This window comes from Algoriphagus aurantiacus (genome assembly GCF_035156405.1).
Lineage (GTDB): Bacteria > Bacteroidota > Bacteroidia > Cytophagales > Cyclobacteriaceae > Algoriphagus > Algoriphagus aurantiacus.
In genome coordinates this window covers 262,694-276,440 of record NZ_JAXRUT010000003.1, presented here as the reverse complement: position 1 = coordinate 276,440, position 13,747 = coordinate 262,694, and the positions used below count along the sequence as shown (strand labels likewise).

The following is a 13,747-nucleotide window of genomic DNA, read 5'->3' as shown; positions in this document are numbered from 1 at the left end:
GATTTTTCTATATTTGTATATATGGAGACAGCGAAAAAATCAAATAGCACACATATAGGAAGGAAAATTTCCCTTATCAGAGAACTAAAGGGTATGAAGCAAGATGCTTTAGCCTTTGAGTTAGGGGTATCCCAACAATTGATATCAAAAATTGAAAATAGTGAGACAATTGATGATGAGCTTCTCACAAGGGTAGCAGATGTTTTGGGGGTAACTAAAGAGGGAATTGAAGCATTTAGCTTAGAAACAGTCTTCAATAATATCAATAATTTCCATGATAGCTCTATTCAAAACAACTTCAATCCAATTGATAAAATTGTTGAGCTTTATGAACGTTTGCTAAAAAGCGAACAGGAGAAAATTGAAATTTTGAAAGGCAGTAAATGATATCATAGGAAAAAAAGGGGGTTACTCCTCCCCCTTATAATCAATTCCTAAAATATAATTAGCCGCTTGATGTGCCTTTTGCGCTGCATAGATCAGCATTTTTGGATCATCCTTTAAGGGCTTGAGCCATCCCTTGAGGTATGCCAAAGAATTTTTAAAATTGGCTTCCTTGATCCCAGCATATGCATTTAGAAAACTGGCTCCCATTTCCGCAACTAATTCTTCCTTTGAATATTCTGCAGATTGGTAGCCAACCAAAACAGGTCTATCTGAAAACCTACCTAATCTGCTTTCATGTCCTGTACTATGACAAATTTCATGAAAAAGCACAGAATAAAATTGCTCGTTTCCTTGAAAGGCTTCTTTCTCGGGCATATTAATATAATCATTGAGCGGGCTGTAATATGGTTCAGCTCCTTGATATAGGATATTTGGACAATCCCTATAACCTGAAATAATAGCCTCGCAAGTTTCGATAGGCGAAAAGATCCTCTCCTCCTCGGTGTTTTCTATTGAAAAATCAATTCCTTCTATTTGATCGATGTTGAAAACCGTCCAGATGAAGGGAGTAAACTTTCTACCAAAAACATTCTCGTGTTCGCCTTCTTCATTAGTGGTCTTTCCCTTGACAAATTTCGAGATCTTCCAGAATACAACCTTCGTTCCTCTTTCTTCCTTTTTCACATTTCCTCCCATTTGCTTGGCCTGTTTATAGGTCAGAAAATAAGGGCTAGTAAATTTTTTGGAGATAGTCACCCATGAAAGCCAAAGTGAATTAAAGCCTAAATAAGGGCGGTCTGAAGCATAATTTTTAGGTGCATTTTTAGGACTCCAAACTTTCTCCCATGTAAGATTTTCGTTTTGAATACCTTCGATGATTTCGTTAGTTACGGTTTCTGCTAGTTTGTTGAAATTTTCCCAAGCTTTCATAGTAGTATAGATTTAATTGAGCTGAAAAAAGACACCCCACTCATTTGATCATCTACCCTACTTCCCTGTATTACATCCAAGGATATTAGGAAGTTCGACCCGACATTAAACCCAAGATTTTCCCCGAACACAAGGGGTAGATTTTTGGGAGTGAAGGACGATATGTGAGCGTGAAGTGACATTTTTTTTTAATCCACTGGTATTGAGGTTCTGACCGACATGCAACCCATAGAGGGTGGTTCTGCATAGGGCAAAAGCCTGGGATTAAAAACTGGGAGGCAGTCCGTAGGAAACCCTGTTTTTTAGCTCAGGGCGGAGCGTACTTTTGACTAGTGCAGGCTCGCACTCAACCTTTGCTAAGTCGTGTCATACATCCAAATACCAAAGAATCAAAAAGGAAAAATGGAACGAATCGACCACCGACCAGCACAGTCAAAAATCCCTTGGGGTCGGTAGGAAAATCGGAAAACGGCTTGACCCCCTAAAGGAGGCACAGGCCACGTATTCGAGGAGTGAATTTTCTTGGTTCGGCTTAAACAATTGATAAAATTCTACCGGATTGAATGTGTGGCTGAGCGGAGCCGAAAGCTCTTTGACCGGATCGAAGAAACGAAGAAAAGGGAAATGTGCTGCAGGCGGGGAAATTGGCTTAAGGATAGTAACAGAAATATTTTAAGAACGACAGGGGAGAAAGATTGAAAGAATAATCCAATTCAAGGGAAGCCCGTTTCTCCAATCAGGGCTTAGCTGGTGTTTCGATCATAAAAAATTGATTGTATTTTTAATGTTTAAAAAATTTAAGAAGAATGACAGAATATCTGAATCAATATGAGGCTTGCGATAAAATTTTGGAGCATTTAATTTCCAACCCTACAAAATGGTTTAGCCCATCAGATATTCAAAAAATTTATTTGAGGTCGGGTTCAATTGAGAAACTGAAACATCTATTTGATCTTATGGCATATACGCAGCAACCTTCACCAGCTTCATTTCAAAGAAGTTTAAGTGATAGTTGTTGGAACATCAAAATGAATGATTATACCAAAGAATTTCTTACTGAAGGAGGTTTCACTGCCAAGTACAATGAAATTTTGGAAGAATCACGAATTGAAAGTGAGAAAACTAAACTTGAAATAGAAAATCTAAAGCTCCAAAATGAGAATTTAAAATATCAACAAACTATTAGAGACCAAGAAAAGACAATAAGGGATTTAGTTGAACAAAACGGGTTTTTTCAGCTATTAAAAAACTACTGGTGGTTAATAGTAACTGCTTTTGCTTTGGGCGGAATAATTGGGAAATTTTTTTGGTCCTAGAATATACAACCATGAGGAAACAGAAAGAGCGATATTAATTCTTTGGCTCTGGTAGCCATTTAAAGCGATTCATTCCATACCAATCAACTTTCATTATATATTCATCTTCACCAATATAATCAGATATAAAACTTTCAGAAAACCCCCAATCTTTGGCATCTCTTGCCTTTTTTAACAAATCAACAATGGGGTAAAATGTATGCATATATCTACCTGGTTTTAATAATTCCCCTTCATATTTCAGAGTATCCTTTGTATCACACATTAGTAAGAACCCTTTTCTTTTGCTAAACCTTGAAGCACAATCTAAACTTCCGGTAAAACTGGAAACCTTTTGTTTTTTTGTAATCCTACTGCAAGCCCGAAACAAAATGGGTCTTGTTTCTGGTAAAAAGTTTTTTAAAACGATTTCCCAAACATCAAAAAATGCCTTTCTTTTTTCACTTCCAACAGTGAGTATCCAGTTTTTAATAAAAATTCTTGCTTCATCAGTTATTTTCTCATCTTTCTGAAATATATCAATCAGGTTTTGGGCTATTCGATTTTTTTCAATGTTAGATAATCTATAATAAAAAGTATCCGACATGTTTTTTTGAAGTTGAAAATTCCTAATGAGCGAATTGCCCGTCCGAAAGTAAGCACAAAGATTAACTAATCTGTTTAACGAGGATATGTTTCGCCCCTCTTTTCCAGTTGCAATCTGGGTTATTGTTTATGTGGTAGAAAGTAGCCAAGTATCTTCTTTGAATTTATTGAATGTTGGGTGATCGTAATCTCAACGGTAATGGAAGATAGATAACTATACAAGTATATAATTAACTGCAGAAATGATTCAAGTTTTATTCTGATTCTGCATTAAAATCTCAAAGGAAAACTTGGATTTCGATTCTATTAAAAGAATTGACTAAATGAACCGGAGTAGTTTTCTTTAACAAAAAAGAGAGCCCTAAAGCTCTCCCTCATCTGCAAAGGAATAATATCCTTCTGAGGTCATGATCAAATGATCCAGCACCGGAATATCCAGAATAATACCGGCTTGTTTGATCCGATAGGTTAATCTTTTGTCTTGTTCTGATGGTATTAAATTCCCACTAGGATGATTGTGGGCAAGCACGATTGACTGGGCGGCACTTTTAATGGCAGCTGCATAGACAAGTTTTACATCGACTACCGTTCCTGCTGTTCCTCCTGAGCTGATGTTCACAATGCCCAGCACTCTATTGGCTCTGGATAGCAACATCACTTTGAAATCCTCAACAAACTCTATCCTATCATCTTCCCAAGCTTGAGCAAATACTTCATATACTTGTCTTGATGTACCCACCTTAGGACGAAGTGAGTTTTTAATTTTTGCACTATAGCTCAGCTTAATCTCAGCTACCTCAAACAAATCAATTTTTCTTTCGGAAGTCTCCATAATCTTTTTCGTTTTTGTGGAACAATGAATTATGAAGCTTCATCAGGCCTTGGACGACAAAGACCGAAAGGCAAAGGAATAAAAAGCGCAGCGAAGCAAGCGGCTTTATGCCGGAAGCTTACGGTCGCCCAGAGCCCAGAGGACTAACTTTGTGAGGAATTCTAGGTTACAAAAAGAATTTTTTAACAACTCCCTTTTTTTGAGCGATCAGCGCCAATTTGAAACTGAAAAAAATGAAAGGACGAAGGCAGGTTGGTTTTTTTTATATGCTAACTAACTATCTTACTTCATATCAAAATGTATGTATTTCAAAAAGACATATTTTTATTTGCTGTTTAAAATTCTCATGCCGTTAAAGTAAAAACCGGATGGCTTTGCAATATAACCAACTCACCACGTGCATTTTCGATTCATCTTTTATATGCTTTAGGATAGCATCAAAAACAAATCTATCAAAAGAGCAAGGCAACAAGGTATGGAAGCCGTCTTATAAATTCTCCAACAATAAAATTCACAACGCAGCGAAGAAATTCATCAAGCTAAATTGTAAACACAAAATCTTCTAACGGTAATTGGATGATGAAATCACATTACCGGCAGCTTCACTCCTATCTTCCAAGCCTTCTCATACTGTTCAACTTCCTTAATCCTAAGGTCACCAATCTTTTCTTCCCTTAAACTCAGATCAGGATATATTATCACACATCCCAGTAGCAAGTTATTGTCCTTTACTTTAAGCCTCCTCCTGATTTCCCTATGTCTTGCATATCCACTTACCTGACGGATATCAGCATGAAGACCCTGATGACTTTTCCCAATATAGCCTGGTTTGTATTTAGCATCAATGACTAAAGAGTCAACACCATCAGAGAACAAGAAATCCACCTCATTCCCATAGGTTCTTTCATGGTAAGTGATAGCAGATCCAAGTTCTTTCTTTAACAATCCTAACACATACAACTCAAATAGCTTACTCATATCTATCCAATAAGGAGGGGTTTCGATAGTATCCTGATCTTGAATCGTGTTTAGATTATAGCTGAATCGTCGTAGAATTAGCTTCGCCAACTCGATGGCTTTTTCGTAGTTTTTGTAAAAGGGATTGAATTTGAAATGCTTTATTTCATGAAGGGGGACTTCTTCAGAAACCTCTTCAAAAGCTGGTTGAATAAAACTGAATATTTCCTGGAAATATGCGTCTGATTCCAAACCCTTAATAGTGGCAAGGTATCGTTTGATAAAAGTCAGTGTTTTTTTCAGTAGTCGATTTTCCAACCCATCTATGCCAAATTCCTCATATTGGCAGAATGTGTTTAAATTTTTGTTCTTGACGAGGTTTTGCTTTATCGTCTTACTGACCAATACCTTCCCTTTTACTTTCGCATAAAGATTCCGCTCTATTTTGTAGTAACTTTTCTTTAAGCCTTTCCTGACTATGTCCTTTACCTGGTTCAGGAATTGGATCATAATCAGTGGAGAAATCAAATCCTTATGCTTCTGCAAAGGAATCCATGAACTGTCAAACTTGATTTCAAAAAGTTCTTGCGTATGATCACGAACTTCCGGTTCCTCAAGTGCTTGAAAAAGCATTTTCAATACATCAACCTGAACCAGTGCATTTTCTTCCTGAGAGTCTTGTTCTGCCCCTGTTTCTCCATCAAACTTGATATTGAGCTTAGGCTCAACATACATCCATTTCTTCTCTAAATGAGGAACCCAATCTGCTCCGACATAGTAGGAACACTCTACATGATAGTTTCCTGAGTCCTCAAAAAATCGCGCACATTTAGCTTCTTGCCTATGCTGGAAACAAATGTCAGATAAAGTCTTCCCATCGGTAGGCCCAGTAATCTGTTTTTTAATATGTTCCCTGAACAGATATTCCATCTTTAGAAAGAAAGTGTCTCTACAATTGTTGAAGCTTTCTCCTTCAAAATTCCATCCTTAATATACTCGTGTAGCAATGGCTTAATTTCATATTCTAACTTGAGCCTGAGTTTATCTTCGTCTTCAGCTAAGAAATAGCTATGGCCCAATTGTACTTCTTTTGCCTTAAAGTCTGGGTTAAGGAAAGCATCACCAAACAATTCACTAACCTGTCCAAATAGCTTCAAAGCCTTTTCCTGGGTTCCTTGATCCTTGATGACATCTATGACTGGTTGGTTACTCGGCAACACGTCTACAAAAGCAAATCTTCTTCGAATCGCATAATCAATATGACCAACACTACGGTCTGCAGTGTTCATCGTCCCAATAACATATAGGTTTGGAGGAATTATCATTTCTCGATCTCCATTCACCTCATACATAGACTCTATCGGCTCACCACGATACTCAAGACCGTAAATTAATTCGCCTAATACAGAAGGCAAATTGGCTCGGTTGATCTCATCTATAATTAAAACATAGTTCTTTTCAGTAACCTGATTTTTATCTTCTACCGATACATGCTGATTTTTCACAAAATCCTTGAGAAGTGTCAAAACCTTTAAGAAGTAACTAGAATGATGTTTTGCAAGACCTGATACATTTTGGTTGGTCTTAATTTCCTGCCTTGAATTAGCTCCTGCAAGAAATAGTATCTTTACATCTGAAAACAAAAGACGTTGACCAGTGGCTAAATTCCAGTTATCACCAGTATACCTTACAGCTTCATCTTCTACTTGGAATAGATAAGTCGTCGTTCCATCGAGAAAAAGTTTACCACCGCTTTTTTCTATTTCGCCTTCCAAGAAATCACGAAATAAATCAATATATTGATCCGCCTCTTGTTCCTTAGAAAGTTGCTCTGGCGACTTTAAAGAATCATTATAATTCTGATGAGCTTTTTCTGCTAATTCCGCAAATATCTTATTTATCGATCTGTATGTGGCAACTCCGCCATCAGTCTCTGCTACAATCCCGCGTACAAAATCTTCATAAGAATAGGCAGGGTGGAATTGGATAAGTTTGAACTCATCCGATTCACTCTTTGGGTTTAGTTCATAAATGTATTTTGCCAAAGCAGCTCGATAGGAATCCTGATTATTCTTGAGTCCTCCTACCCAAAGCTTTTTTTTGTAAGATTCAATTATTCCAGAATATGGAATTCTATATGAAGTACCAGATTCAAGTATTACTGTGACACCTATGTCATCCATTAATTCAACTTTATACTTGGTACTATTGGAGGAACTTCTGATCTACATTCCAAGCTGAAAAGTATTCCTGATGAGGTCATTTGTTAATTCCTGAGATTGACATAAACTCATGGCTATCTGCTTAGCCAAAAAAGTCTTTCCTGTACCTGGAGGGCCTTGAAGGATAATTTGCTTTTTATATTCTAAAAGTGATTTAGCCTGAGTTAGTATATTGGTTTTTGAATATAGTGAATACCATTTTTTAATAAACTCGCTTGTATTAGCGGAGGCAAAGGTTCCTGGATTATATGTTCCATCTACCTTTTTACCAATCTGTTCCTGAACCTTTTCATCAAAAAACTGAAGAACTTTTATCAGCCTTCTATTCTCAAACCAATCAAAATCAAGATTGGGATTAGGTGTCTTTTCTGGCTCGCCTATGACTTCAACCAATGCCAAAGGTCCCTTGCTTCTAACCAGTACAATGTCACCAGTTTTCATCACGTTTGTAAACTGATCAATATAAACCCTTCCATCTTCCCATTGTCCCATCCCGATATAATGGGTTTCTTTAAGGATTCTTTCCACCTTTTCTCGAGGGAATTCTGATTGGTTATTTGGATGTAACTGAATGTGCCAAAAGTTTTTCATTTCTATTATTGGTTAAAGATCCCTAAGGGAATCAATATTTCATTTTCAAATTTCTTCAAGATCCAACCATGACCATGATAGCTAAAAGGTTCTTTATCAAATTCATCCCAAACCTCATCTAAAAGGGACCTGTATTCATTAGTTATTTCCGGACTGCCAAAATCTACTCCTTTTGGATTCAAAAAAAATTGACCCAACACTCTAACTGCCTCATAGCAAGCTGGATTAGTTTCATTTAAAGAATAGTCACAATAAAATTGAACCATTCTTTCAAGAAGATTAAGTTTTAACTTTCTTGGAATTTGGTCTTCGGAAGCTTTGAATATAGCTTGAAAGCATTGACCCAAACACCGAATTGTATCAATAATATTAAAGTCACTGACTTCATCATCTACTGCTGTATTTGTTCCCTCCAAAGACTCGGCGTTCTCTTTCTCTGATAAAGTGAAAACCTGTAAAGATTCATCTACTTCAGAAACACCCTCATTTGGCTCACCCAATTCTATTTCCAATTCAATCCACCCAAACATTCGATTAAAAATTTCTTTGATGAAAAAATGGGAGAATTTAGGAGTTTCCCCTCCATTCTCAGGATAATTCTCTTCTGGTGAAACATGAATAAGCAATGGAATAAAAGATCTGAAATAAAACATCCACATATGATAGCCCCAATTGTTGTAAATACTTTCTCGGACCATATAATCAAAAAACACTACCCCACTTCTAATTGGGTAATTCCAAGTTTCTTCTTCAATATCGTAATCATGATCTCTTTTCAAGAAATCAATTTGAGTAATATCATACTTTAATGATTTTATAACAACCTCCCCTATTGGCATCCAAGGATGATTCTGGATAGCAGCATCTTTAAAAGCGAACAATGCGGACATTATAGGCAGCTCGGTATTTTCTAATCTTTCGTTAATACTATCAAAAGAGTCATCTAATCTTTTCAACTCTTCAATTAGCTCATGATTCAGAGACTTTAGCAAAACCTCCAAGTAGTTATACACAAAGTCCTTATCCGCAACTTTTCGAGACTCCATTCCACTAATCACTTTGGAAAAAACATAAGGATACTTAGATGAAGTATCGCTGATAAGGCTACCTCTCTTTAGGATCTGATCATAAACTAATGCACCTATTCCAATTTTTTTATTATCAATTAATCTGGAATATTCGTCATCTGAAGCAGAATTCCTTTTTAGAACTATTTCCATATTACTTATTTCTCTGATTTTAGAACAATATTTCAAATAAGAATAAATGAATTCAAGATGATACTTCTGAATGCATTCAATTAGTAAATCAAACTCTTTCTCATTAAGAAGAAATTGGTAATATTCAATGAGTTCATCTTTGTTTGATTTTGGAAAGTATCCATAAAACACTTTCCAAAATGGATAAACGATTAAAATAAGCGCTAAAAAGTAGGCCCACTTGTTGGCAGGGATACCGCCAGGAAGTCTAAAAAAATTTAAAGAAGGAATCCAGTTTGCTTCTATCCAATTAAATTCCATCAAAAAATGAAGGAATAAAATCCCAAATACCAAAGAACCAAGTTCTAAGTTGGAAAAAAATAAGAGATAAAACCTTTTCTCCTTTTTTGGAATAACAGTCCAGACTGCAACTCCAATTGTCAGAATTGTTAAAAAATCAGAAGCTCCCATATTGATCAATCCATTAAATAAAAAGGCAATACATTCTCATAACTACAATTTCAAATATGTTTATAAAATAACTTCTCATTTTAAGAAAAAGTAAGATAAACATACTCAATAAGCTCATTAAACATAATTGGTGTTGGTTATGATTTTTTGATTATTCACCATATGGATCCAAAGAATAAGCCTTAATCGAATCTTTTGCATATACCAAGGAAAGTGATTGAGCTGAAAATTTCATCCAGAAAAAATCCTGAAATTCTACATCACTCAATTTAAATCTTTCCAAAAACCCTTTCCTTTTTTTCAACTCCATGATATTATGAAAATTACCCGCTCCCAAATCCAAAATCTCCCAGAAAAATTTATCTTCAAATTGCTTCATCCCTTCAACATCTTTTTCATATATATACTGAACCGATATGGTACCCTTAGGGATGATAATCAATCCAGGATTCCGATCATAGGTTTTATATTCAAACACATTATTCCTGTCTATTTCCCCTTCAGGTATTTGACGAAGCCAATAGTCAGGAAAGACATTTCGAAAAAGGAGTATTGAATTAGGTGAAAGATTCTCAAAAAGAATTTTCACATCATTTCGCTTGTATTTTTTGTCGTTGTTATTGATAAAATATCTATCAAAAAGACCAAACTCAAATTTCATAGCCTCATCTTCCACCAAGCTATTTCCAATAGATTCGTTCAAACCATAAACGGGGACATGCCAATCAGGAATCAAATATTTTCTAAATAAGATGTCATTAATCTGAACGTGTGTCTTGATCTGCTTTCCTTTTTGAAGTCCAACACCAATATTATTTAAGGCGCTGGATAATTGATATATCAACGATTTTTCACTATACCTTCTAAATATTGAGAAGGCAAAATCATTAAATTTAGAATCTGGAATTAAAATATCTTTTTCACTTTTACTCACTTGCTCTTTAAAATAATCACTCAAAAAACTCCAAAACTCTCCACTTCGTTTCTTCTGAATATGTTCTAATAATTCGGAGGATTCGACTTCCTTTTCAATACTATTTGAAAGATTCATCAGGGAATTAAGGAAACTTGAATCCTTATCTAATCCGTTTGCTAATAAAAAATCGGTTATTTCCTGCGTTCTTAGTTCTACTGAACCACTAACTGTTAGTATATAATTAAGAATATATTTTCGGTAATTTGATCCTAAAGAAGGCTCAAAAGATAACACCATTCTTCTTTCCAAATTCCCAAAGAGAATTAACCATAATACTATCCCTGAAGATGAATCAGGAAAAAATTTAAGATGATTTGACAAAGCTTCATTCCTTCTCAGAATCTTAACAGAATTCACAAACACATCCTTGCCGTTGAAATGCAATACTTGACCTAAGTATTCTAAAATAAAAACCTGAATTTGACGAAATTTATAAATCTCTATTGCTCTATTCTTTTCAACATCTAAAAAGTAATCTCTCTTATTTTCTTCAAAGTAATCAGGAACATAATCATTCTTTACTTTTTCAATTAGATCTAAGAATTGTTCGAGATCATCTTTTGAAATAATGAGCGAGTTTTTCTCTGAAACCTTCCTAAGGTTCAAATAAAATTCAGAATTATAATCTTCTGATCTCAAATCCTTCTTTATATCATATATATCAATTTCTCGAAATATCCATGAACTCAAAGTCATATTTGACAATGATGAAAGAAAATCTTCTAATAAATCATCATTTCTATTTAAAATAAGCATTTTAAAAACACTTAAAAAATGTTGATTTAAGATTGGAACTTTTTTATAATCAACCCAACTTTGATAATAAATTAAAAATATTGTTTCGAACAAAACAGACTTAAGAAAGGCTCTACTCGGCAGACCATCTCTTATTTCTGTTTCGGAGAAAAGACTCCGTAAATCAATGAGAAAATTGTTTAAAAGTACTAACTCATTAACATCACTCCTTTCAAACACACAAACCTTTCTTATAAAATCCGACACTACAGAGATTAAAATGGACTTGGTGCGTTGCAAATCCTTTTTATTTGCAGCGTAGTATAGTATTTTTATGACCTTAATATAGGAGTCAATTACATTATATTGATAATTATTTTGCGCACGTAATTCATTTAATTGTTTAAAGTAATCAAATTGATTTGGCCTTTCAACCTTACGCTTCTTCCAATATTCATCTTTATTTGAATTAGCTACGCTTATGGACTCTAATATATCCGTAAAGCTGAAGTCTTCTATTTCTTTAGCTTCTTCATATCGCCCTGCAATGTTCACGAAATCATCAAAATTTCTTTTTTCAAAAAACCCATCAAAGCTTTCAGAAAGCCAAATCATATCCTCAGCTACTAATTCCTCTTCCTCATACTTTATTTTTGAAAGCCAAACTTTTGTAAGCCGTTCAATCGATATTTTTAACTTATCTATCTTATCCATTTTTACTTTGGGTATTAAAAAATTTAGAAACAGTACTTTTCTCTTTTTCTCCAATAATTTCAGATATACTAATTTTTTCTTTCCCCCTAACAATTTCGGAAAAGTCAGAAATCACCTCTTCTAATAACTTTATGAAATTGAAAGAAATTAGAAGAGAAACAATCAATAAAATAAAATTACATCCAGTCTGCCACCAATAGAATTCATTAAAAAATGATTGAATAGAAAAGATAATTAAAATAAAGGCATTTACCATTAAAAGCTGATAGTGAGGGCTCTTGAAAACAAAGTCAGAAACTTCTTTACTACTAAAGCCACTAATGCCTGCACTATTTTGGACGATAGTCAATGAAATTGGGAATAAAAATGCAAGTAATGCTGTCACTATGGCAATGAAGTAGCCTATATATACTCCCGAAGTAGCCCATTTATGTAGTTCAAGTAATTCTACTCTAAAAGGATGATTTGAATTTATCATCAATGATATAAGTAGTGTAATCATTAAGGAAACGGCCAAAACTAACAGAATGACCAGATTTAGAAAAAGGACTTTAACTATTAATTTCATGATGTAACAATTTTAATCACCTTATACCGCACTTCTCCAAACTCAAACTGATCTCCTTCGCCTTTTCCAAGCATGGCCTGAGCAAGTGCAGAATCAGCTAAGATGATTTTATAGCCATCTGAAGTGAAGCTGCCTTTTTCGCCATGGTCTTGGATGATATACTTCATTTCCTTGGCGTTGCTGCTTCGGATAGTAACCTTAGAACCAATACTTATTTTTAACTCTGCGACTTTAGAAAATAAAGGAGTAGTGGCCTCGAATAAGCTCGTTTGTGGAGTCGTGGAAGGAACTTTTGTTTTAACTTTCTTCTGCGCAATCTTCTTATACCCCTTCAAATACCACCTACTCACTTCCTCCGGCACAGACTTGCCTTTCTGCTCATAGAATGCTTCCACATCCTTTTGCTTATGAAGATCGGAAAATTTTTGAGCGTTACTTACCACAATATGCACACTTTGCAGAACTTAACGGACCTAAACTTTTTCTCAAATCTTCATTCAACCTTTTTTTCTCATCATAAAATTTACCCTCATACTCTTGGATAAATTCTCTGACTTCCTTCCTTTCATCTATTCCTAATTCGGAATACAAAAGTTTGACTTTATCTACATCGATTTTCATAGTAATTTGTACATTAGATTATCAAAATTTCCGCAAACTGGGCAAGTTGTACTTTCCATAGATAGAGGGACTTTTTTACAGCTTACGCATTCCCTTTGAAACTCTCTTAATGCGTATCTCATTCCCATTCTCAGCTCCCAGTCCTTCAAATTGTGCTTAGAGTCTTGATCTTTTCGTGATTGCAGAACTGCATTTAGTATTTCATATTCTCTATCCAAATCATCAAAGCTGTTTTTTGAAAAAGCTGCCAGTTTTTTGAATCGATCTGAAATATACTGATGTGACTGTATTGCTTCACTTGCATAGGAAAGTTCATCACTCCATTTAAAAGCTACTGATATTGTTGATACCAACAATTGAAAAATTGATAATGGGATAGCAACGAGAATTAAATATTGAAGAAATTGATTTTCAATTCCATACCCTAATACTGTTGCACCAATACAAACAGGTATAATTATACCCAATACAGTATTGAAATTGATCAATTTAGTATATGCACCTACCCTCTTTTGAAATATATACGTTTTTCCAAATGAATGAAAACTCACATCATGACAGTAAATTCTTAATTTTTCAATATCAGTATTTTCACTTTTCATGTGAAGGAGTCATTTTTTGGAGTCTATATTTTATTTATATT

The 13,747-nt window shown here is 34.8% G+C and carries 14 protein-coding genes; 2 read left to right on the top strand and 12 right to left on the bottom strand.

Annotated features, from left to right (window positions below; translation table 11 throughout):
• The first annotated feature begins 21 nt into the window (after positions 1-21).
• Positions 22-387, top strand: a complete 366-nt coding sequence (locus SYJ56_RS04830; RefSeq protein ID WP_323832504.1) for a helix-turn-helix domain-containing protein — start codon at positions 22-24, stop codon at positions 385-387.
• 21 nt (positions 388-408) lie between these two features.
• On the opposite strand, the gene SYJ56_RS04825 is transcribed toward SYJ56_RS04830, so the two are convergent.
• Entirely contained in the window at positions 409-1,317 is a 909-nt protein-coding gene (locus SYJ56_RS04825) for an ArdC family protein (RefSeq protein ID WP_323832503.1), read from the bottom strand.
• A gap of 806 nt (positions 1,318-2,123) precedes the next feature.
• Between SYJ56_RS04825 and SYJ56_RS04820 the strand changes: the two genes are divergently transcribed.
• Positions 2,124-2,633: a hypothetical protein gene (locus SYJ56_RS04820; RefSeq protein WP_323832502.1), complete on the top strand. Its 510-nt coding sequence runs from the start codon at positions 2,124-2,126 to the stop codon at positions 2,631-2,633.
• 34 nt (positions 2,634-2,667) lie between these two features.
• On the opposite strand, the gene SYJ56_RS04815 is transcribed toward SYJ56_RS04820, so the two are convergent.
• The 11 genes from SYJ56_RS04815 to SYJ56_RS04765 form a co-directional block, all read right to left on the bottom strand.
• On the bottom strand, positions 2,668-3,219 hold the full coding sequence (locus tag SYJ56_RS04815; RefSeq protein ID WP_323832501.1) for a hypothetical protein: 552 nt from the start codon (positions 3,217-3,219) through the stop codon (positions 2,668-2,670).
• A 360-nt stretch (positions 3,220-3,579) separates the two neighbouring features.
• Positions 3,580-4,050: a JAB domain-containing protein gene (locus tag SYJ56_RS04810; protein WP_323832500.1), complete on the bottom strand. Its 471-nt coding sequence runs from the start codon at positions 4,048-4,050 to the stop codon at positions 3,580-3,582.
• A gap of 585 nt (positions 4,051-4,635) precedes the next feature.
• Complete coding sequence (locus SYJ56_RS04805) at positions 4,636-5,937, bottom strand: 5-methylcytosine restriction system specificity protein McrC (protein WP_323832499.1); 1,302 nt, start codon at positions 5,935-5,937, stop codon at positions 4,636-4,638.
• Between the two features lie 2 nt (positions 5,938-5,939).
• Positions 5,940-7,190 carry an AAA family ATPase gene (locus SYJ56_RS04800; RefSeq protein WP_323832498.1) on the bottom strand — a complete coding sequence of 417 codons (1,251 nt, stop codon included), beginning with the start codon at positions 7,188-7,190 and terminating at the stop codon, positions 5,940-5,942.
• Positions 7,191-7,232: 42 nt separating this feature from the next.
• Complete coding sequence (locus SYJ56_RS04795; protein WP_323832497.1) at positions 7,233-7,820, bottom strand: nSTAND3 domain-containing NTPase; 588 nt, start codon at positions 7,818-7,820, stop codon at positions 7,233-7,235.
• 5 nt (positions 7,821-7,825) lie between these two features.
• Complete coding sequence (locus SYJ56_RS04790; RefSeq protein ID WP_323832496.1) at positions 7,826-9,490, bottom strand: hypothetical protein; 1,665 nt, start codon at positions 9,488-9,490, stop codon at positions 7,826-7,828.
• 151 nt (positions 9,491-9,641) lie between these two features.
• The gene (locus tag SYJ56_RS04785) at positions 9,642-11,915 is read right to left on the bottom strand and encodes a hypothetical protein (protein ID WP_323832495.1); all 2,274 of its coding nucleotides are present in this window, start codon (positions 11,913-11,915) and stop codon (positions 9,642-9,644) included.
• A complete protein-coding gene (locus tag SYJ56_RS04780) occupies positions 11,908-12,483 on the bottom strand; it encodes a hypothetical protein (protein WP_323832494.1) in 576 nt (191 codons plus the stop codon). The genes SYJ56_RS04785 and SYJ56_RS04780 overlap by 8 nt, the downstream gene beginning before the upstream one ends.
• Positions 12,480-12,926 carry a GreA/GreB family elongation factor gene (locus tag SYJ56_RS04775; RefSeq protein WP_323832493.1) on the bottom strand — a complete coding sequence of 149 codons (447 nt, stop codon included), beginning with the start codon at positions 12,924-12,926 and terminating at the stop codon, positions 12,480-12,482. Before SYJ56_RS04775 ends, SYJ56_RS04780 begins: the two co-directional genes overlap by 4 nt.
• Complete coding sequence (locus tag SYJ56_RS04770) at positions 12,916-13,104, bottom strand: hypothetical protein (RefSeq protein ID WP_323832492.1); 189 nt, start codon at positions 13,102-13,104, stop codon at positions 12,916-12,918. The genes SYJ56_RS04775 and SYJ56_RS04770 overlap by 11 nt, the downstream gene beginning before the upstream one ends.
• Positions 13,101-13,706, bottom strand: coding sequence for a mobilome CxxCx(11)CxxC protein (locus SYJ56_RS04765; RefSeq protein ID WP_323832491.1), 606 nt, complete (start codon positions 13,704-13,706; stop codon positions 13,101-13,103). Before SYJ56_RS04765 ends, SYJ56_RS04770 begins: the two co-directional genes overlap by 4 nt.
• Positions 13,707-13,747: the final 41 nt, after the last annotated feature.